21 protein-coding genes are annotated in these 19,920 nt (G+C 72.9%); 11 read left to right on the top strand and 10 right to left on the bottom strand.

Annotation, left to right across the window (positions count from 1 at the left end):
* Positions 1-35: 35 nt before the first annotated feature.
* Both AC067A_RS03905 and AC067A_RS03900 read left to right on the top strand, forming a co-directional pair.
* Entirely contained in the window at positions 36-518 is a 483-nt protein-coding gene (locus tag AC067A_RS03905) for a glutathione peroxidase (RefSeq protein ID WP_478614085.1), read from the top strand.
* The gene (locus AC067A_RS03900) at positions 511-1,290 is read left to right on the top strand and encodes a putative protein N(5)-glutamine methyltransferase (RefSeq protein ID WP_478614083.1); all 780 of its coding nucleotides are present in this window, start codon (positions 511-513) and stop codon (positions 1,288-1,290) included. Before AC067A_RS03905 ends, AC067A_RS03900 begins: the two co-directional genes overlap by 8 nt.
* A gap of 65 nt (positions 1,291-1,355) precedes the next feature.
* Here the strand turns inward: AC067A_RS03900 and AC067A_RS03895 are convergent, their stop codons facing one another.
* Entirely contained in the window at positions 1,356-2,729 is a 1,374-nt protein-coding gene (locus AC067A_RS03895) for a cytochrome P450 (protein WP_478614080.1), read from the bottom strand.
* Between the two features lie 163 nt (positions 2,730-2,892).
* Here AC067A_RS03895 and AC067A_RS03890 point away from each other — a divergent pair, with 163 nt between their 5' ends.
* Positions 2,893-3,360: a VOC family protein gene (locus AC067A_RS03890; RefSeq protein ID WP_478614077.1), complete on the top strand. Its 468-nt coding sequence runs from the start codon at positions 2,893-2,895 to the stop codon at positions 3,358-3,360.
* Positions 3,361-3,368: 8 nt separating this feature from the next.
* Here AC067A_RS03890 and AC067A_RS03885 read toward each other — a convergent pair whose 3' ends face one another.
* Positions 3,369-4,580: an acyl-CoA dehydrogenase family protein gene (locus AC067A_RS03885; RefSeq protein ID WP_478614074.1), complete on the bottom strand. Its 1,212-nt coding sequence runs from the start codon at positions 4,578-4,580 to the stop codon at positions 3,369-3,371.
* Positions 4,581-4,743: 163 nt separating this feature from the next.
* On the opposite strand from AC067A_RS03885, the gene AC067A_RS03880 reads away from it, so the two are divergent.
* A complete protein-coding gene (locus AC067A_RS03880; protein ID WP_478614071.1) occupies positions 4,744-5,391 on the top strand; it encodes a TetR/AcrR family transcriptional regulator in 648 nt (215 codons plus the stop codon).
* A gap of 70 nt (positions 5,392-5,461) precedes the next feature.
* Here the strand turns inward: AC067A_RS03880 and def are convergent, their stop codons facing one another.
* Positions 5,462-6,022 (bottom strand): peptide deformylase, encoded by a 561-nt coding sequence (def, locus tag AC067A_RS03875; protein ID WP_478614068.1) that lies wholly within the window; start codon positions 6,020-6,022, stop codon positions 5,462-5,464.
* A gap of 126 nt (positions 6,023-6,148) precedes the next feature.
* Here def and AC067A_RS03870 point away from each other — a divergent pair, with 126 nt between their 5' ends.
* The 5 genes from AC067A_RS03870 to AC067A_RS03850 all read left to right on the top strand — a co-directional run bounded on the left by AC067A_RS03870 (position 6,149) and on the right by AC067A_RS03850 (position 10,842).
* Positions 6,149-7,396, top strand: a complete 1,248-nt coding sequence (locus tag AC067A_RS03870) for a MurT ligase domain-containing protein (protein ID WP_478614065.1) — start codon at positions 6,149-6,151, stop codon at positions 7,394-7,396.
* Between the two features lie 19 nt (positions 7,397-7,415).
* Positions 7,416-8,144: a type 1 glutamine amidotransferase gene (locus tag AC067A_RS03865; protein ID WP_478614062.1), complete on the top strand. Its 729-nt coding sequence runs from the start codon at positions 7,416-7,418 to the stop codon at positions 8,142-8,144.
* A 158-nt stretch (positions 8,145-8,302) separates the two neighbouring features.
* Entirely contained in the window at positions 8,303-9,328 is a 1,026-nt protein-coding gene (locus AC067A_RS03860) for a 6-phosphofructokinase (protein ID WP_478614059.1), read from the top strand.
* A 104-nt stretch (positions 9,329-9,432) separates the two neighbouring features.
* On the top strand, positions 9,433-10,377 hold the full coding sequence (locus tag AC067A_RS03855; protein WP_478614056.1) for a cytochrome c oxidase assembly protein: 945 nt from the start codon (positions 9,433-9,435) through the stop codon (positions 10,375-10,377).
* 252 nt (positions 10,378-10,629) lie between these two features.
* Positions 10,630-10,842 (top strand): hypothetical protein, encoded by a 213-nt coding sequence (locus AC067A_RS03850; RefSeq protein WP_478614633.1) that lies wholly within the window; start codon positions 10,630-10,632, stop codon positions 10,840-10,842.
* Here the strand turns inward: AC067A_RS03850 and AC067A_RS03845 are convergent.
* A complete protein-coding gene (locus AC067A_RS03845; protein WP_478614053.1) occupies positions 10,839-11,849 on the bottom strand; it encodes a DUF3048 domain-containing protein in 1,011 nt (336 codons plus the stop codon). The two genes, AC067A_RS03850 and AC067A_RS03845, sit on opposite strands and share 4 nt — an antisense overlap.
* 78 nt (positions 11,850-11,927) lie before the next feature.
* On the opposite strand from AC067A_RS03845, the gene AC067A_RS03840 reads away from it, so the two are divergent.
* Positions 11,928-12,656 (top strand): lysophospholipid acyltransferase family protein, encoded by a 729-nt coding sequence (locus AC067A_RS03840; protein ID WP_478614051.1) that lies wholly within the window; start codon positions 11,928-11,930, stop codon positions 12,654-12,656.
* A 64-nt stretch (positions 12,657-12,720) separates the two neighbouring features.
* A complete protein-coding gene (locus AC067A_RS03835; protein WP_478614048.1) occupies positions 12,721-13,761 on the top strand; it encodes an NAD-dependent epimerase/dehydratase family protein in 1,041 nt (346 codons plus the stop codon).
* Between the two features lie 188 nt (positions 13,762-13,949).
* Here the strand turns inward: AC067A_RS03835 and AC067A_RS03830 are convergent, their stop codons facing one another.
* The 6 genes from AC067A_RS03830 to AC067A_RS03805 all read right to left on the bottom strand — a co-directional run bounded on the left by AC067A_RS03830 (position 13,950) and on the right by AC067A_RS03805 (position 19,908).
* The gene (locus tag AC067A_RS03830; protein ID WP_478614045.1) at positions 13,950-15,527 is read right to left on the bottom strand and encodes an alpha/beta hydrolase; all 1,578 of its coding nucleotides are present in this window, start codon (positions 15,525-15,527) and stop codon (positions 13,950-13,952) included.
* A 208-nt stretch (positions 15,528-15,735) separates the two neighbouring features.
* The gene (locus AC067A_RS03825) at positions 15,736-16,479 is read right to left on the bottom strand and encodes an urease accessory protein UreD (RefSeq protein WP_478614042.1); all 744 of its coding nucleotides are present in this window, start codon (positions 16,477-16,479) and stop codon (positions 15,736-15,738) included.
* A complete protein-coding gene (gene ureG, locus AC067A_RS03820; protein ID WP_478614039.1) occupies positions 16,476-17,153 on the bottom strand; it encodes an urease accessory protein UreG in 678 nt (225 codons plus the stop codon). Before ureG ends, AC067A_RS03825 begins: the two co-directional genes overlap by 4 nt.
* Positions 17,154-17,190: 37 nt before the next feature.
* On the bottom strand, positions 17,191-17,853 hold the full coding sequence (locus AC067A_RS03815) for an urease accessory protein UreF (protein ID WP_478614036.1): 663 nt from the start codon (positions 17,851-17,853) through the stop codon (positions 17,191-17,193).
* Complete coding sequence (locus AC067A_RS03810) at positions 17,853-19,574, bottom strand: urease subunit alpha (protein WP_478614033.1); 1,722 nt, start codon at positions 19,572-19,574, stop codon at positions 17,853-17,855. Before AC067A_RS03810 ends, AC067A_RS03815 begins: the two co-directional genes overlap by 1 nt.
* The gene (locus tag AC067A_RS03805; protein ID WP_478614030.1) at positions 19,567-19,908 is read right to left on the bottom strand and encodes an urease subunit beta; all 342 of its coding nucleotides are present in this window, start codon (positions 19,906-19,908) and stop codon (positions 19,567-19,569) included. The genes AC067A_RS03810 and AC067A_RS03805 overlap by 8 nt, the downstream gene beginning before the upstream one ends.
* Positions 19,909-19,920: the final 12 nt, after the last annotated feature.

The following is a 19,920-nucleotide window of genomic DNA, read 5'->3' as shown; positions in this document are numbered from 1 at the left end:
CTGAGATCAAACCCTATTTCGATGAGGAGCAGTCCATGAGTCTGTACGACATTCCGCTGAAGAGCCTGACCGGCGAGCCGGTCTCCCTCGCCGACTACCGGGACCGCGCGGTCCTGGTGGTGAACGTGGCCTCCAAGTGCGGCCTGACCCCGCAGTACGCGGGTCTGGAGCGGCTGCAGAAGGAGTACGGGGAGCGTGGCTTCACCGTCCTCGGCGTGCCCTGCAACCAGTTCGCGGGCCAGGAGCCGGGCAGCGCCGACGAGATCCAGACCTTCTGCTCGGCGACGTACGGGGTGTCCTTCCCCCTCCTGGAGAAGACGGACGTCAACGGCGAGGGCCGTCACCCGCTCTACTCGGAGCTGGTGCAGGTCGCCGACGCCGAGGGCGAGGCCGGCGACGTGCAGTGGAACTTCGAGAAGTTCCTCATCGGCCGCGACGGCCGGGTCACCCGTTTCCGCCCGCGCACCGAGCCGGAGGCCCCGGAGGTCGTGGCGGCGATCGAGGCCCAGCTTGTCTGATAGGGGGACCGGCACGGGGGTCGTCGAACGGCTGCGGGCCGCGGGATGCGTCTTCGCCGAGGAGGAGGCGGAGATGCTCCTCGCGGCGGCGGCGGGGCCGGCCGAGCTGGACGCGATGGTCGAGCGGCGGGCCGCGGGCCTGCCGCTGGAGCACGTCGTGGGCTGGGCCGAGTTCGGCGGGCTGCGGATCGGGGTCGACGGCGGTGTCTTCGTGCCCCGGCGCCGTACGGAGTTCCTCGTCGGCCACGCGGTGGAGCTGGCCCGGCCGGGCGCCGTCTGCGTCGACCTGTGCTGCGGCTCGGGCGCGGCGGGCGCGGTGCTCCTCGACCGGGTGGCGGGCGCCGAGGTGCACGCCTCGGACATCGAGCCGGCGGCCGTGCGCTGCGCCCGGCGGAACGTCGAGCCGCGCGGCGGCCGGGTGTACGAGGGTGACCTCTTCGCGCCGCTGCCCGGTGGGCTGAGGGGCCGGGTCGAGATCCTGGTCGCCAACGTGCCGTACGTGCCCACGGAGGAGATCGGGCTGCTGCCTCCCGAGGCCCGGGACCACGAGCCGCACGTCACGCTCGACGGCGGCGCGGACGGGCTCGACGTGCTGCGGCGGGTCGCCGCCGAGGCGCCGGGATGGCTGGCGCCGGGCGGGCACCTGTTCGTGGAGACGAGCGAACGGCAGGCGGAGTCGGCCGTCGCGGCGATGTCCGCGGCCGGCCTGGTGCCCGAGGTCGTCACCTCGGACGAGTGGTGGGCGACGGTGGTCGTCGCGACCCGGCCGTAGCGAGCGGCCCGTGACGGACGCGGCCCGGCCCCCGCTTTCGGGGGCCGGGCCGCGTCCGTGCGTGCCTACGCCGACCTGGGGATCAGACGGCAGCGGACCGGGCCCTTGGCGAAGAGCGTGATGGCGGAGCCGACGGGCACCTCGGTGTCGACCGCCTCGAAGTCGTACTTCTGGAGCATCATCGTCAGGGCGATCACCGACTCCAGCATCGAGAAGTGCTGTCCGATGCAGGCGCGCGGGCCGCCGCCGAAGGGGTACCAGGCGTACCGGGGGCGGGCCGCCTCCGCCTCGGGGGTGAAGCGGTCCGGGTCGAAGCGCTCCGCGTCCTCCCAGTAGGCGGGGTGCCGGTGGGTGACGTAGGAGGCGACGATGACGTCCGCGCCGGCCGGGATGGTGACGCCGTCGACCACGGTGGTGGCCACGGCGCGGCGCCCGACGACGGGGGCCGCGGGGAAGAGCCGCATGGTCTCCTTGAGGACCCGGGTGACGTAGGGCAGCGCGTCCAGGTCGGCGGCGTCGGGGACCCGGCCGGCGAGGACCCGGTCGACCTCCTCGTGGGCCCGCTTCAGGGCCTCCGGGTGCTTGCCGAGCAGGTGGAGCGCGAAGCCGAGTGAGGTGGCGGTGGTCTCGTGCCCGGCGAGCAGGAAGACGAGGACCTGCTCGCGGAGCTCGGTGGCGTCGAAGCTGCCGTCCTCGGCGCTCTCGGCCTCGACGAGGAGGGTGAGCAGGTCGTCGCCGTCGCCGGGGGCCCGGTCCGAGGCGCGCCGCTCGGCGATGATGCGGTCGCAGACCTGGTAGAGCGCCTCGTGGACGGTGGCCGCCTTGCGGTTGGCGGGAGTGGGCCAGCCGCGGGGGACCTTGACCGGGGCGTAGCCGCGGCTCAGCACGTAGGCGGCGAGCTCGGGGAAGCTGCGCTCGACGATCTCCACGGCCGCGTCGACGTCCGTGCCGAAGAGGATGCGGGCGACGGCGCGCAGCGCGAGGCGGGTCATCTCGTGGAGGACGTCGACGGTTGCGGCCCCGCGGTCCCGCCACTCGCCGGTGAGGGTGGCGACCTCGGCGGCGACGGCCGCGGCGTAGCCGTCGACGCGGCGCTTGGTGAACAGGGGCTGGACGAGCCGGCGCTGGCGGAGGTAGTCCTCGTCCTGGCTGGTGAGGAGGCCGTTGCCGAAGGACTCCCGGATCTCCTGGTAGAAGGCGTTGTCCTTGCGGAAGTTGGCCGACTCGCCGGCGAGGACCTGCTGGGCCCCCTCGGCGGAGAAGACGCCGTAGACGTTGCCGCGGAGCCCGGGCGGGCCGGCGGTGATCCGGACGACGTCGCCGACTTCGCGCTGGGCGCGCAGGAAGGTGCCCAGCGCGTCGTTCTTGAGGTCGAACATGGAGCCGAGCAGCGGGTTTCCCGCGAGTACGGGTGCCTCGGCACCGGTGGTGGTGGCCATGATCGGTTCCCCCTTGATCGTCACTGGCCTGGTGATTGTTCCTCAGGAAGTAACGCACGGGTAGCCGGGCTCGAACAGCCGACCGGATCTGGCCTGTTGGCTCGAAGTCGACTGTCCTCGCACCCACCTGGCCGTTGTCGGTGGCGTCTGCGAGGCTCGCCCCATGGAACGTCCCGAGCTGACCCTGCAGCTGACCGTCGACTGCGCCGATCCCCAGCGGCTGGTGCCCTTCTGGGCGGACGCCCTGCGGTACGTCCCCGACCCCCCGCCCGCCGGGCACGCGACCTGGCGGGCGTACTGGGAGGCCGTGGGCGTCCCCGAGGAGGAGCTCGGCGAGGGCGCCGGGGAGCTCCCGGAGTCCATCGTCGACCCGAAGGGCGTGGGCCCCCGCGTCTGGTTCCAGCGCGTCCCGGAGCCCAAGACCGTCAAGAACCGCGTCCACCTCGACCTGAAGGTCGGCGGCGGCCGCGAGGTCCCCCTCGCCCTCCGCCGCACACGCGTGGACGGCGAGGTGGCCCGTCTGACGGCCCTGGGCGCCACCGTGCTGTACACGATGGACGAGCCCGACGGCATGGACTACTACGCGGTCGTCCTCCAGGACCCCGAGGAGAACGAGTTCTGCGTCGTCTGAACCCGCGCCTACTTGGCCAGCGCCCGGCTGATCACCATGCGCTGGATCTCGCTGGTGCCTTCGAAGATGGTGTAGATGGCGGCGTCGCGGTGCATCCGCTCGACCGGGTACTCACGGGTGTAGCCGTTGCCGCCGAGGATCTGGATGGCCTGGGCGGTGACCGACTTGGCGACCTCGCTGGCGTACAGCTTGGACATGGAGCCCTCGGCGGCCGTGAAGGGCTTGCCGGCGGTGGCCATCCAGGAGGCGCGCCAGACGAGGAGGCGGGCGGCGTCGATCCGGGTGGCCATGTCGGCGAGCTGGAAGGCGACGCCCTGGTTCTCGATGATCGGGCGGCCGAACTGGACGCGGGTCTTCGCGTAGTCGAGGGCGACCTCGTACGCGGCGCGGGCGGTGCCGACCGCCATCGCGCCGACGGCCGGACGGGAGGCCTCGAAGGTGGCCATGGCGGCGTTCTTGACCCGCTCTCCGCTCTTCGCCTTCTCACGGGCGCGGGCGAGGCGGTCGTCCAGCTTCTCCTTGCCGCCGAGGAGGCAGTGACCGGGCACGCGGACGTCCTCCAGGACGACCTCGGCGGTGTGGGATGCGCGGATGCCGTGCTTCTGGAACTTCTGGCCCTGGGACAGGCCGGGGGTGTTCGGCGGCACGATGAAGGAGGCGTGGCCCTTGGAGCCGAGCTCCGGGTCGACGACGGCGACGACGACGTGGACGTTGGCGATGCCGCCGTTGGTCGCCCAGGTCTTGGTGCCGTTGATGACCCACTCGTCCTTGGCCCCGTCGTAGACGGCCCTGGTGCGCATCGAGGCGACGTCCGAGCCGGCGTCGGGCTCGGAGGAGCAGAAGGCGGCGACCTTGACGTCGTTCGCGTCGCCGTACATCTGCGGGACCCAGGTGCCGATCTGCTCCTCGGTGCCGTTGGCGAGGACGCCGACGGCGGCGAGGCCGGTGCCGACGATGGAGAGGGCGATGCCGGCGTCGCCCCAGAACAGCTCCTCCATCGCCATCGGGATGCCGAGGCCGGTCGGGTCGAAGAACTGCTGGGCATAGAAGTCGAGCGAGTAGATGCCGAGCTTGGCGGCTTCCTGGATGATCGGCCAGGGAGTCTCCTCACGCTCGTCCCATTCGGCGGCCGCGGGGCGCATGACGTCGGCGGCGAAGCCGTGCAGCCAGTCGCGGACCTGCTTCTGGTCCTCGTTGAGTTCGAGCGTGAACTCGCCCATGTGCCCTCCCAGCGGTACGTTACTTGCGGTAACAGTAGTCTGTTACCGGTGGGTAGGGGCTGTCAACCAGCAGCGGAGCACTTCGGCCCGACCGGCACCGGATCCCGGCCGGGTGTTACGTTGCGACAGCCTCACGGAATCGCACGGGCGGGGAGACACGCTTATGGACATCGCACACCGGACCACCGACCGGCAGACGCCCGCCGAGCAGCGGCGCCGCGAACTGCTGGAGGCGGCGGACCGGGTGGTGCTCCGCGACGGCCCCAAGGCGTCCATGAACGCGATCGCGGCGGAGGCCGGCATCACCAAGCCGATCCTCTACCGCCACTTCGGCGACAAGGGGGGGCTCTACCGCGCCCTCGCCACCCGGCACACGGACGCGCTGCTCGCCTCCCTCCGGGCCTCGCTCGACGCCCCCGCCGACCGCCGCCGCCGCGTCGAGGCCACCCTCGACACCTATCTCGCCTCGATCGAGGCGATGCCCCAGGTCTACCGCTTCCTCATGCACCCGGCGGAGGAGTCGCACCAGGCCGAGCAGGGCTTCGACGTCGGCCGCCACTCGGCCCCGCTGCTGCGCCGCATGGGCGAGGAGCTCGGCCAGGTCATCGCCGAGCGCGTCGACCTCGGCCCCGCCGCCGAGGTCCAGGCCCGCATCTGGGGCCACGGCATCGTCGGCATGATGCACGCCGCCGGCGACTGGTGGCTCGGCGAACGCCCCTGCTCCCGAGCGGACCTGGTCAAGAGCCTGGCCGGCCTGCTGTGGGGCCGCCTGGCCGAAGCCGACGACCTCCCCGGCGGGCCCGGCTTCTGACCGCTCCGGCGGAGCCCGGCCGCCGGCCCGGCCGGGCTCCGTCCCGCGTTCCCGGAGCCGGCCGGGCCGGTCAGGCCTCCAGCACGGATGCCTTGCCGCCCCACGACTGCTTGCGGATCGTGCGCAGCAGACGTGACTTCCGCCACCCCGTCACGTGGTCGGCGTAGACCCCGCCGTCGAGGTGGTCGGTCTCGTGCTGGAGGCAGCGGGCGAAGAACCCCGTGCCCTCGATCCGCACAGGGGTGCCGTCGAGGCGTACGCCCTCCACCACCGCGCGGTCGTACCGGGGCGTCGGCGCCTCGAGGCCGGGCAGCGAGAGGCAGCCCTCCGGGCCCCTGATCACGTCGCCGTCCGCCTCGACCAGGCGCGGGTTCACCACATGGCCGAGGTGGCGGTTCTCCTCGTCGTCGGGGCAGTCGTACACGAAGACCCGGAGGCCCACGCCGACCTGGTTCGCCGCCAGGCCCACGCCGTGCGCCGCGTACATCGTGGCGAACATGTCCTCGACGAGCCGGGCCAGTTCGGGTCCGAAGTCGGTGACGGGCGCGCAGGGTGTGTGCAGCACGGGGTCGCCGAGGAGGGTCATCGCTCGGACGAGGCCGGAACTGCCGGGGATGGGCCGGTTTCGCATGGCCGTAAGGGTACGGTCCCTGTGACCTCCCGGTTTTCGGGCGGCTGCTCGACGGTGCCGCTGTTCGGGCTGCTGGCCGGATCTCGATAGGCTGAGCCCGGACCGACGCGAGGAGGAACAAGAACGATGTCAGGACACCCCGGTAATCCAGAGCCGCTGTCGCCGCGCGCCAAGCTGGCCGTGACGGCGGGCAAGGCCGCGGCCGCGGTGTCGCGTGCGGCGGGGCGCGGCAGTGGATCGGTGATCGGCGGCAAGGTGGCGCTGAGGCTCGACCCGGACCTGCTCGGGCGGCTCGCGCAGCATCTGGACGTCGTCCTGGTGTCGGCGACCAACGGCAAGACGACGACGACCCGGCTGATCGCGGAGGCCCTGCGGGCCGCCGGCCCCGTCGTCTCCAACGCCCTCGGCGCCAACATGCCCGCCGGCATCACCTCGGCGCTGGCCGGCGGCTCGGACTCCAAGTACGGCGTGATCGAGGTCGACGAGAAGTACCTCGCCGGCGTCGCCCGGGACACCACGCCCAAGGTGATCGCGCTGCTCAACCTCTCGCGCGACCAGCTCGACCGCGCCGCCGAGACCCGGATGCTCGCCGAGAAGTGGCGCGAGGGCCTCAACGGCACGAAGGCCATGGTCGTCGCCAACGCCGACGACCCGCTCATCGTGTGGGCCGCCTCCTCCTCCCCCAACGTGGTGTGGGTCGCCGCGGGCCAGGAGTGGAAGGACGACGCCTGGTCGTGCCCCGCCTGCGGCGGCGTGATGCAGCGCCCGGGCGACGACTGGTTCTGCGGCGAGTGCGGCTTCCGCCGTCCCGCGCCGAGCTGGGCGCTCAGCGGCGACCACGTCCTCGACCCGCACGGTTCGGCCTGGCCGATCCGCCTCCAGCTGCCCGGCCGCGCCAACAAGGCGAACGCCGCCACCTCGGCCGCCGTCGCCGCCGTCTTCGGCGTGCCGCCGCAGGTCGCGCTGGAGCGGATGTACCAGGTGCAGGCGGTCGCCGGACGCTACGACGTGGTCTCCTTCCAGAACCGCGACCTGCGTCTGCTGCTCGCGAAGAACCCGGCCGGCTGGCTCGAAACGTTTTCCCTCATCGACGGGCCGCCGGCCCCGGTGATCCTCTCCGTCAACGCGCGCGGCGCCGACGGCACGGACACCTCCTGGCTGTGGGACGTGGACTACGGCCGGCTCGCCGGCCACCCGATCATGGTGATCGGCGACCGCCGGCTCGACCTGGCGGTCCGTCTGGAGGTCGCGGGTGTCGACTTCCGCGTCTGCGACACGCTGGACGAGGCCGTCACGATGGCCCCGCCCGGGCAGATCGAGCTGATCGCCAACTACACCGCGTTCCAGGACGTCCGCCGCCGCGTCGGCAACTGACCCGTAGAGGACTTGCAGCATGAGTGACAGCAGCCTGCGCCTGGTCTGGGTCTACCCGGACCTGCTCAGCACCTACGGCGACCAGGGCAACGTCCTCGTCGTCCAGCGCCGCGCCGAGCAGCGCGGTCTCCACGTCGAGCGCGTCGACGTCCGCAGCGACCAGCCCGTCCCGACCTCCGGCGACATCTACCTGATCGGCGGTGGCGAGGACCGTCCGCAGCGGCTCGCGGCCGAGCGCCTCCTCCGCGACGGCGGCCTGTCGCGGGCCGCCTCCAACGGCGCGATCATCTTCTCGGTCTGCGCCGGCTACCAGATCCTGGGCCACGAGTTCATCAACGACGTCGGCGAGCGGCAGCCCGGTCTCGGCCTGCTCGACGTGACCACGACCCGCGGCGAGGGCGCCCGCTGCGTCGGCGACGTCCTCGCGGACATCGACCCGCGCCTCGGCCTCCCCCAGCTGACGGGCTTCGAGAACCACCAGGGCATCACCCACCTCGGCCCGACGGCCCGGCCGTTCGCCCGGACCGTCTTCGGCAACGGCAACGGCACCGGTGACGGCACCGAGGGCGCGTACAACGACACCGTCTTCGGCACGTACATGCACGGCCCCGTCATGGCCAGGAACCCGCAGATCGCGGACCTGCTCCTGAAGCTGGCCCTCGACGTGAACGCGCTGCCGCCGACCGACGACCGCTGGTACGAGGCGCTGCGCGCCGAGCGCATCGCGGCGGCGACCCAGCCCGCCTGAGTCACCGCGAGCGCCGCACGCGGTCCCTCGTACGAAGGTACGTTGTCCACTGTGCGGACATCCGGTTCGGCCCCGCCACCCTGCGGCGATAGGGTGGCGGGGATCCAGCCGGACGACGTGGTCCGGGAGTCGGCCCACGTTGCAAAGGTTTTTGGGCTATGCGCATTGGCGTGCTCACCTCCGGCGGAGACTGCCCCGGTCTGAACGCTGTCATCCGTTCCGTCGTGCACCGCGCCGTCGTCGACCACGGCGACGAGGTCATCGGCTTCCACGACGGGTGGAGGGGTCTCCTGGAGTGCGACTACCGGAAGCTCGACCTCGACGCGGTCGGCGGCATCCTGGCCCGGGGCGGCACCATCCTCGGCTCCTCGCGGGTCCAGCCCGCCCACCTGGTCGGCGGCGTCGAGCGCGCCAAGGGCCACGTCGCGGACCTGGGGCTCGACGCGATCATCCCGATCGGCGGCGAGGGCACCCTGAAGGCGGCGAACCTGCTCTCCGAGGCCGGTCTCCCGATCGTCGGCGTCCCGAAGACGATCGACAACGACATCGCCTCCACCGACGTCACCTTCGGCTTCGACACCGCCGTCACCGTGGCCACCGAGGCCCTCGACCGGCTGAAGACCACCGCCGAGTCGCACCAGCGGGTCCTCGTCGTCGAGGTCATGGGCCGCCACACCGGCTGGATAGCGCTGCACTCCGGCATGGCCGCCGGCGCACACGCCGTGGTCGTCCCCGAGCGCCCCTTCGACATCGACCAGCTGACCGCCCGGGTCGGCGAGCGCTTCGAGGCCGGCAAGCGGTTCGCGATCGTGGTCGTCGCCGAGGGCGCGAAGCCGGCCGAGGGGTCGATGGACTTCAAGACCGCCGGCACCGACATCTACGGGCACGAGCGTTTCACCGGCATCGCCAACCAGCTCTCCGCCGAGCTGGAGCGCCGCCTCGGCAAGGAGGCCCGTCCCGTCATCCTGGGCCACGTCCAGCGCGGCGGCACCCCCACCGCGTACGACCGCGTCCTCGCCACCCGCTTCGGCTGGCACGCGGTCGAGGCGGCGCACCGCGGCGAGTTCGGCATGCTGACCGCGCTGCGCGGCACCGAGATCACGATGGTTCCGCTGGCCCAGGCCGTGGAGACCCTCAAGACGGTCCCGGCCGACCGGTACGCCGAGGCCGAGTGCGTGCTCTGACCGACGCCACCGCGTGACACCCGCCCCCGGTCGCGAGCGCGACCGGGGGCGGTTCTAGTCTGGTGCGGACAACAAGCGCGAATCGGGCTCCAGGAGTGCACACGATGGATCACAGCGGGCACGGCATGACCACGGACATGCCGCCGTTCACGCTGGGACGGGGCCTGGAGTTCTCTCCCGACCTCTTCTTCCTGATCGGCTGCCTCACGGCGCTCGGTCTGTACGGCTGGGCGGTGGCGCGACTGCGGCGGCGCGGGGACGCCTGGCCGGTGAGCCGGACCGTGTTCTTCGTGGTCGGCGTGCTGACCGTCGCCCTGGTGATGTGCACCAAGCTCAACGACTACGGCATGGTCATGTTCAGTGTGCACATGGTGCAGCACATGGTCATCTCCATGCTGTCGCCGATCCTGCTGCTGCTCGGCGCGCCGGTGACGCTCGCGCTGCGCGCGCTGCCGGTGGCCGGCCGCGGCTCGCTCGGGCCGCGCGAGCTGCTCCTGAAGCTGCTGCACAGCCGGTACATGAAGGTCATCACCCACCCGGCGTTCACCATCTCCATGTTCATCGCGAGCCTGTACGGGCTGTACTTCTCGCCGCTCTTCGACTTCCTGATGGGTTCGAAGGCCGGGCACATCGGCATGATGGTGCACTTCCTGATGGTGGGCCTGGTCTTCTTCTGGCCGATCATGGGCGTCGACCCGGGCCCGCACCGGCCGGGCTACGTGATGCGGATGCTGGAGCTGTTCGCGGGCATGCCGTTCCACGCGTTCTTCGGCATCGCGATGATGATGGCGTCCGAGCCGCTGGTGGAGGCGTACAGGAACCCGTCGGCCTCGCTCGGCATCGACGCGCTCACCGACCAGAACGCGGCCGGCGGCATCGCCTGGGCGTTCAGCGAGATCCCGTCGGTGATCGTCCTGATCGCCCTGGTCTACCAGTGGTACCACTCCGAGCAGCGCCAGGCCGTCCGCAAGGACCGGGCGGCCGACCGCGACGGGGACAAGGAGCTGGAGGCGTACAACGCCTACCTGGCCTCCCTCCGGAGTCGCTGACCCCGTCCCCGACTCCCCCGCGGACCGCTTCCGGGTCCGGTGCCGTCTCCGGCGCCGGACCCGGTTCGCGTTTGCGGCGCGGGACCGGTTCGCGTTGTGCGTTTTCCGGCGCGGGCGCGTTTCGCGTCGCCGGCGCGGGACCGGTTCGCGGCCCGGCGCACGCCGGCGTGTCCGGGGAGTAGCGCGCGCCCCGCCCGCGGGGTCACGATGGCGGGGAAGGCTTCCAGGCCCGGATCGGGAGGAGGCGGATCGATGACCGGTCCCACGAAGACGATGGCGGTGCTCACCTGCGCGGCGCTGGTGCTCACGACGGCCTACACGGTGGCGCTCGGCAGCAGCGGCTGGCTCTGGTTCGGCGTGGTGGTGCTGGTCATCGCCACGATCGGGATGGCCGCGTCGGACAGCACGGTGCCGACCGCACCGAGCCCCCGCCCACCGGGACGTCCCGGCCCGACATCTCCCTAGGCGCGCGGGGCGAGCAGCACCCAGACCTGGCCGGGGGCGAAGGCGAGCGGGGCGCCGGACGGGGTGGTGAAGGTGGTGCCCGAGGCCGTCGTGGGGCGCAACCAGCGGGCCTCGTGGGCGCGGCCGTCGCGCAGGACGAGTGCGGTGCCGCTGCCGACGGTCTCGCTGTACGGCGAGACCGCGCCGAACCGGTCGTGGAAGCGGGACGGACGGACGGTGACGCGCTGGACGACGACCGTGACGGGCTCGACGGGTCCGGTGTCGGTGGCGCGGGCCTCCCGGCCGTCCATGGCCACCCGCCAGGCGCGGTCGGCGGCGGACCAGGTGAAGGTGTAGCGCGCCGCCGGGTAGCGGACGGTCGACGACTCGACCGGGGTGCCGCCGGACGGCGCGGGCCCGAAGCGGAACCCGATGTCCCGGGCGTCGTCGGCGCCCGGAGCGGCGGCGAGGGCGCGGCCGGGGCGCAGGTACAGGTTGTGCGGGGCGGGGCGGTCCGCTGAGCGCCGGAAGGCCTGGGGTGCGCTGCCCTCCGTGACGAGGTCGAGGGGCGCGGCCCGCAGGAGGGGGTTCAGGGCGGACTGGGCGCCGGAGTAGGCGAGGGCGGGCCGGCCGAAGTCGCCCAGCAGCGCTATGTCGGACTCGCGGGCGCTGCGGACGGGGCCGGTGAGGTCGGGAAGGCGGGAGGAGTAGACGGCCAGGAGCCGGGTGACACCGCCTTCGACCTGTTCGACGTAGACGAGGTCGGCGGCGCCCAGGCCCGTGTGGGGGCGTGCCGCGGGCACGTTGTCGAGCTTCACGGCGAGGACGGGCGCGGGGCGCGCGGGCAGCCCGGTGAACGGCGAGCGACCGGTCGGCGCGGCGGACGTCGTGGCGGGCGCGGGCGTCGGCACCGGGCTCGGCTCCGGCGGGCCCGAGTCGGAGCAGCCGTACAGCCCGGCCGCCGTCACCGCGCACAGCAGCGCCGTGAGGGCGCGGCCGGGGCGCCCGGCTCCGCGCTCGCCTCTCATGGTGACGCTCCCCCACCAGTGGACCACGGGCCCGCGCGCGGATACAACGGGCTTGACGACGACGAACGGGGGTCACGGGTGTTCTACCACCTGATGAAGCACGTACTGCTCGGACCGCTCCTCAAGCTGCTGTTCCGGCCGCGGATCGAGGGACTCGAACACGTCCCGGAGAAGGGCGCGGCGATCATCGCGGGCAATCACCTCTCCTTCTCCGACCACTTCCTGATGCCGGCAGTGCTCGACCGGCGCATCACCTTCCTCGCCAAGCAGGAGTACTTCACCGGTCCGGGACTCAAGGGGCGGCTGACGGCCGCGTTCTTCCGGGCGGCCGGGCAGATCCCGGTGGACCGGTCGGGGAAGGAGGCCGGCCAGGCGGCGATCCGCGAGGGTCTCGGCGTCCTGGCGAAGGGCGAGCTGCTCGGTATCTACCCGGAGGGGACCCGCTCGCACGACGGGCGGCTCTACAAGGGGAAGGTGGGGGTGGCGGTGATGGCGCTGACCGCCGGTGTGCCGGTGGTGCCGTGCGCGATGGTCGGCACGTTCGAGATCCAGCCGCCGGGGAAGGTCGTGCCGCGGATCCGCCGGGTGACCATCCGGTTCGGGGCGCCGCTGGACTTCTCCCGCTTCGCCGGCTCGGCGGACGAGCGGGCGGTGGTCCGGGCGGTGACGGACGAGATCATGTACGAGATCCTGCGGCTCTCGGGGCAGGAGTACGTCGACGACTACGCGGCGGTGGTGAAGGCCGCGGAGGCCGCGGAGGCCGCGGACGGCACAGCCCCGCGAAAGTTCCCCCGCCGGGAACGCTGAGGGCGGATCCGCGCACGGCGCAATCCCTTGGGCCCCGGGTCCCCGCGCGTCTAGCGTCACGCCCATGACCAAGGGAAACGCGTTCGTGCTGGGTGCGTCGGGACAGGTGGGGCGGGCGGCCGTGAGGGCCCTCGCCGCGGACGGCTGGGAGGTGACGGCCGCCTCGCGGGGCGGCGGCAGGGACGCGAGGTGGCCCGACGGGGTCAGGACGGCGCGGCTCGACCGGACCGAGGAGGGGGCGCTCGCGGCGGCGCTCGGCGACGGCTGTGACGTACTCGTGGACATCGTCGCCTACGACGGCGCGCACGGGCGGCAGTTGACCGGGCTCGCGGGCCGGATCGGTTCGGCGGTCGTGGTGTCGAGCGGCGCGGTCTACGAGGACGACCGGGGTCGCAGCTTCGACACCCAGGACCGGCCGGACGGCTTCCCCGCGTTTCCGGTGCCGGTCGCGGAGGACTGGCGGACGGTCGCGCCCGGCGACAGCACGTACGGCACGCGGAAGGTGGCCCTGGAGCGGGAGTTGCTCGCCGCGGGCGACGCGCTGCCGGCGACGCTGTTGCGGGCGGGCGCCATCCACGGGCCGTACTGCCCGGGGCCGCGCGAGTTGTGGTTCGTGAAGCGGGCGCTCGACGGGCGTCCGGTGCGCCCGCTGTCGTACGGCGGTGCCTCGCGGTTCCACCCGGTCCACGTGGACAACCTCGCGGAGCTCGTCCGGCTCGCCGCGGCGAGGCCGGGCAGCCGGGTGCTGAACGGCGCCGACCCCGAGGCGCCGACGGTGGCCGAGATCGGGACCGCGATCGACGCGGTCATGGGGGTGGAGAGCGAGACCGTGCTGATCGAAGGCGCGCCGCCGGAGGGCCTCGTCGGGCTCACGCCGTGGACCGCGGAGCACCCCGTCGTCTACGACATGACGGCCGCCGAGCGGGAGTTGGGGTACCGGCCGGTGGTGTCGTACGCCGCGTCGCTGCCGGAGACGGTCGAGTGGCTCACCTCTCACCTGGCGGACCGGGACTGGCGCGAGGCGTTCCCCGGCCTCGCGCGGTACGGGCTGGACTTCTTCGACTACGCGGCGGAGGACGCCTGGCTGGCGTCCTCGGCCCGGTAGCGGGGACGACGGGGGGCGCCCCGGGCCCAGCGGGGACGACCGGGGCGTCCCGGGCTCGGCCGGCGGGGACGGCCGAGGCGTCCCGGGCTTGGCCGGCGGGGACGGCCGGGGGCCTCGGGTGGGTGGCCGGACGACGAAAGGGGCGGCCGTCGGGCGGCCGCCCCTTCCTCATGCCGCTGTGCCGGGTGTTACGGCTGCGGGGTGGCGTGCGGGGCGCACGTCTGGTCCGTGGCGTCGAGCCTGCCGGTCAGCAGGTAGTCCTCGACCTTGGGGTTCAGGCACGGGTTGACCAGGCTGGTGATGCCGTGCGAGCCGGCGTCCTTCTCCGTGATCAGGCGCGAGCCCTTGAAGCGCTTGTGGAGCTCGACGGCGCCCTCGTACGGGGTGGCGGCGTCGCGCTCGGACTGGGTGATGAGCACGGGCGGCAGGCCCTTGTTCGTCTTCACCACGGTCGGGCGCTGGCGCGGCGCGGACCAGGTCGCGCAGGGCAGGTTCATCCACGCGTTGGCCCAGGTCATGAACGGGTACTGCTCGTGGAGGCGGGAGTTGTCGCGGTCCCACTTCTTCCAGCTGGTCGGCCACGGGGCGTCGGCGCACTCGACCGCGGTGTAGACGGCGTTGCCGTTCTCCGAGGCGATGTTGCCGGCGGTGTCCGTGAGGTCCGCGGCGGCGTTGTCGATCAGCGGCTGCGGGTCGCCCGCGGCGTACGCGCTCCACGCCTCGGCCACCGGGGCCCACATGGAGTCGTAGTACGGGGCGTTCTGGAAGAAGCCGATGAGCTCGGCGGGGCCGACCTTGCCGCCGAGGGGCGCCTTCTTGGCGTCGGCGCGCAGGGTGTCCCACTGCCGGCGGACCTCGTCGAGGGTGTCGCCGAGGTGGTAGGTGGCGTCGTGCTGGGCGACCCAGGTCATCCAGTCCGTGAGCCGGCCCTCGAAGGCGATGTCCTGGCCGAGGTTGGCCTCGTACCAGATGTTGCGCGTCGAGGGGTTCACGACGCTGTCCAGGACCATGCGGCGGACGTGCGTCGGGAACAGGGTGCCGTAGACCGCGCCCAGGTAGGTGCCGTACGAGACGCCGACGAAGTTCAGCTTCTTCTCGCCGAGGGCGGCACGGATGACGTCGAGGTCACGCGCGGTGTTCGGCGTGGTCATGAAGGGCAGCATGTCGCCGCTCTTCTCGGCGCAGCCCTTGGCGTACTCGGCGGCGAGCTTGCGCTGCGCCAGCTTGTCGGCCTCGCTGTCGGGGACCGGGTCGAGCTTGGGGCCCTTGACGAACTCGGTCGGGTCGACACAGGAGATGGGGGCCGAGTGGCCGACACCGCGCGGGTCGAAGCCCACGAAGTCGTAGGCCTTGGCGGCGCCCGCCCAGATCTTGTTCTTGGTGGTGACCCGGCGCGGGAAGCGGAGGCCGGAGCCGCCGGGGCCGCCCGGGTTGTAGAGCAGGGCGCCCTGGCGCTCGGCGGGGGTGCCGGTGGCGTTGATGCGGTCGACCGCGATCTTGATCTTCTTGCCGTTGGGCTTGGCGTAGTCGACGGGGACGGTGACCCAGCCGCACTGGATCGGCTTCTCCAGGCCCCAGTCGGCGGGGCAGTCCTGCCAGTCGATGCCCGCCTGGGCCGCACGCGCGGCGGCGACGGCGACGCCGATCGACTCCGCGTCGCGCAGGTGCCGGCTGTCGGCGTTCGCGGACGGGGCGGCGATCGCTCCCGCGACCAGCGTGCCCGCTATCAGCGTGCCGGCCGAGCCGAGCATGGCTGTACGTCTCAAAGGTCCTCCCCCAGGGTGGGCGCCGCCCCCGTGGCGGCGCCGCGTATCGGGTTGTCCGCCGGATCCTTTCGTCCCTGGGGCACACCACGAAAGACCGAACGTGTGTTTCTTTGCCGAACCAATAACCGGAGAGGTGCGTACCGCTGAGCGGTACAGGTGCGGAGCCGACCACAAGGACCGGAAACTGTCCGTCTATTCACCGAAATGCTCAGACAGGTCCTAGTTCGGTCAGGGCTGAGTCGAGCAGCCGGCGGAGCACCAGGGCGTCCGGAGCGACGGCCGTGACGAGGGCCGCGGGCCCGGCGAGCGGGGTGACCACCGCGTGTTCACCGATCGGCCGGGCATCCACCGGCTTCACGGCGAACGCGGGATCGACGACCAGGAGTTGACCGACCGCGCGGTGGCCGCCCAGGACCGCCCCGCCGTCCCAGCCGGCGGGAGCGCCCGGACCGAAGGCCAGCTCCTGGTCGAGCAGCGGCCGTCCGCCGCGGCGGACGGTGAGCCGGGTGACGAGCGTGCCGGGCGGTTCGCCGTGCCGGCCGAGGATCTGCTCCTCCCGCAGGACGAGCCGGGCCGTGGGGGCGAGTTCGACCGTCGTCCGCATCCGCAGGTCCGAGCCGTGAACGGAGACCAGCTGCTCGGGCAGCCAGCGGAGCACGCCCTCCTCGCCGACGGAGATCCGGACGTCGTACACGGCGGCCTCGGCGCTCCGGCCCGGCAGGGCGAGGGTGGCGGCGGCGGCGTCGACCAGGAGCCGTGCCCCGTCGCGCACCTCGGTCTCGATGGCGAGCCGGTCACCGCCGAGCGGGGCGCTCATCGCCCCGACGACGGTGACCCGGGTGTACGGCCCCGCGGCCCGGGTGCGGCGCAGGGCGAGCGGCCCGTCGCCGACGAGGAGCGGCAGCCCTCCGTCGGCACCGGCGGCGATCCGGGCGGTGGCGCGCAGGCTCACGCGGTCCAGGCTCCGAGTCGGGCCCGGACCCAGTCGGCGACGGGGCCGATGCCGTTCTCGGCGCGCAACGAGGTGAAGGCGACGGGGAGTTCACCCCGTTGCTCGGCGGCGTCGCGGGCCATCCGCTCCAGGTCGGAGCCGACGTGCGGGGCGAGGTCGGTCTTGTTGATCACGAGGAGGTCGGCGGTGGTGACGCCGGGACCGCCCTTGCGCGGGATGTCGTCGCCGCCGGCCACGTCGATGACGAAGATCTGGGCGTCGACGAGCCCCTTGGAGAAGGTGGCGGTCAGGTTGTCGCCGCCGGACTCGACGAGGATCAGGTCGAGCGGGCCGACGGCGTCCTCCAGCTCCTCGACGGCTTCGAGGTTGGCGGAGATGTCGTCGCGGATCGCCGTGTGCGGGCAGGCTCCGGTCTCCACCGCCCGGATCCGCTCCGGGGGCAGGACGGCGTTGCGCAGCAGGAACTCGGCGTCCTCACGGGTGTAGATGTCGTTGGTGACGACGGCGAGGGAGAGCGCGTCGCGCAGCACCCGGCACAGGGCGGCGACCGTCGCGGTCTTGCCGGAGCCGACGGGGCCGCCGAGCCCGATGCGCAGGGCACGGCGGGTGCCGTCGGGACGGTGGGCGTCGGCGGAGACGGCGCCGTGGTGAGTGTGGCCGTGGTCGAGGTGCATGGGTCGGCTCCGGTCGGTCGGGGGCGGGGTGCGGCGGTCAGGACGCGAAGAGGCGGACGGGCCAGGCCGCGTGCTGTTCGGCGGTGAGGTCGAGCAGGGGCGCGGACGCGGCGGGCAGCGCGTCGACGCCCTGCCGGGCGGCGGCGGCCGCGCGCTCCGCGACCCGGTCCGTCTCGGGTGCGAGGCGGGCGAGGATGGCGGTGGCCTGGTAGGGGTCGAGGCCGAGGAGGCGTACGACGGCGGTCGCCGGTCCGCCGACCGTCTCGTACGCGACGCAGTGCGCGGCGTCCTCGGGTCCGAGGCCGGCGGCCCGGGCGGCGGCGCCGAGGACGACGGGCTGGTGCGCGCCGCGCGGGAAGGCGGCGGCGAGCGCGTCGAGTTCGGGACACGGCCAGGTGGCGCGCGCGGCCCGCATCATCTGGCGGCCGAGTCTGCGGGCGGCTGAGCGCAGGGCGGCCGAGGGGGTGCGGGCGTCGGCGGCCGCGTCGAGTTCGTGCGGGTCGAGGCCGTGTGCGGCCGCGGCGGCGAGGGCGGCCGAGGTGAGGCCCGTGGTGTGCAGCCGTCCCCGGCAGAAGGACTCCAGCCCGGCGGCGTCCGTGATGCGGCCTGCGCGCACGGCGGCCTCGGCGCCGCCGGAGTGGGCGTGCCCGCCGGCGGGGAACCGCCCGTCGGCGAGCACGAGGAGGGCCGAGCGTGACATCAGAAGAGGAAGTAACGCTGGGCCATGGGCAGTTCGACGGCCGGGGCCGGCTCGACCGCCTCGCCGTCGATGGTCACCGAGAAGGTGTCGGCATCGACCTCGACGCGGGGCAGGGCGTCGTTCTCGCGCATGTCGGCCTTGGTGACCCGCCGGGTGGAACCGATGGCGGTGAACTCCTTGTGCAGTCCGAGCTTCCGGGGCAGGTCGTCCTCGATCGCCGCCCGGGCCACGAAGTTGACGGAGCCGGCCGCGGCGGCACGTCCGAGCGCGCCGAACATCGGGCGGGGCAGGACCGGCTGGGGCGTCGGGATGGAGGCGTTGGCGTCGCCCATCTGCGCGTACGCGATCTGGCCGCCCTTGACGACGACGAGCGGCTTCACTCCGAAGAAGGCCGGCTCCCACAGCACGAGGTCGGCGAGCTTGCCGGGCTCGACCGAACCGATCAGGTGGTCCATGCCCTGGGCCACGGCGGGGTTGATCGTGTACTTGGCGACGTACCGGCGGGCCCGGTGGTTGTCGGCGCGGCCGTCGCCGGGCAGGGCACCGCGCCGCTTCTTCATGACGTGGGCGGTCTGCCAGGTCCGCATGATCACCTCACCGATCCGTCCCATGGCCTGGGAGTCGGAGGAGATGATCGAGATGGCGCCCAGGTCGTGGAGGATGTCCTCGGCGGCGATGGTCGAGGGCCGGATGCGGGACTCCGCGAAGGCGAGGTCCTCGGGCACCGCGGGGTTGAGGTGGTGGCAGACCATCAGCATGTCGAGGTGTTCGTCGATGGTGTTGACGGTGTGCGGCCGGGTCGGGTTGGTCGAACTCGGCAGGACGTACGGCTCGGAGACGACGGTGATGATGTCGGGGGCGTGCCCGCCGCCGGCGCCCTCCGTGTGGTACGCGTGGACGGTGCGGCCCGCGATGGCGGCGAGGGTGTCGCCGACGAAGCCGGCCTCGTTCAGGGTGTCGGTGTGGATGGCGAGTTGGGCGCCGGTCTCCTCGCAGACCCCCAGGCAGGCGTCGATGACGGCGGGGGTTGCTCCCCAGTCCTCGTGGATCTTGAACCCGAGTGCGCCGCCGCGCAGTTGGGAGTGCATGGCCTCCCGGGACATCGTGTTGCCCTTGCCGAGCAGGCCGATGTTGACGGGGAAGGTGTCCAGGGCCTCGAACATCCGGGCCGTGTGCCAGGGGCCGGGTGTGATCGTGGTCGCCTTGGTGCCCTCGGCCGGTCCGGTGCCGCCGCCGACGAGGGTGGTGACGCCGGTGGCGAGGGCCTGCTCGACGACCGTCGGCGAGATGAAGTGGACGTGGGCGTCGACGGCTCCGGCGGTGACGATCCGCCCGTTGCCGACGATGATCTCGGTCTCGGGGCCGATGACGAGGTCGGGGTGGACGCCGTCCATGGTGTCGGGGTTGCCGGCCTTGCCGAGGGCGGTGATCCGGCCGTCCCTGATGCCGATGTCGGCCTTGACGACACCCCAGTGGTCGACGACCACCGCGCCGGTGATCACGGTGTCGGGAGCGCCTTCGGCGCGGGTGGTCCGCGCCTGGCCCATCGATTCGCGGACGACCTTGCCGCCGCCGAAGACGGCCTCCTCGCCCGCGCGGCCGGGACCTCCGCAGCGGTCCTCCTCGATCTCGACGAGGAGGTCGGTGTCGGCGAGGCGGATGCGGTCGCCGGTCGTGGGGCCGAACAGGTCCGCGTACACGGCGCGGTGGAGGTCAGGCACGGTCGCCGTCCTTGTGCTGCACGGTGGCGTCGAGGGGGCCGGCGGTCTCGCCGCGCAGACCGGGCACGATCCGGCGGCCGGCCAGGGGCACGAGCTCGACCTCGACGGGGATGCCGGGTTCGAAGCGGACGGCGGTCCCGGCGGCGATGTTCAGCCGCCGGCCGTGCGCGGCGGCGCGGTCGAACGCGAGGCCGGGGTTGACCTCGGCGAAGTGGTAGTGGGAGCCGACCTGGACGGGCCGGTCGGCGGCGTTGAGCACGGTGAGGCGGGTGACGGGACGGCCCTCGTTCAGGGTCACGGGCCCGTCCCCGTACAGGATCTCTCCGGGAATCATCCGCGGCCGCCC

The sequence above is a fragment of the Streptomyces sp. NPDC043176 genome, from assembly GCF_056436715.1.
Note: the sequence above shows the minus strand (reverse complement) of the source record. Positions and strands in the feature narration are given on the sequence as shown.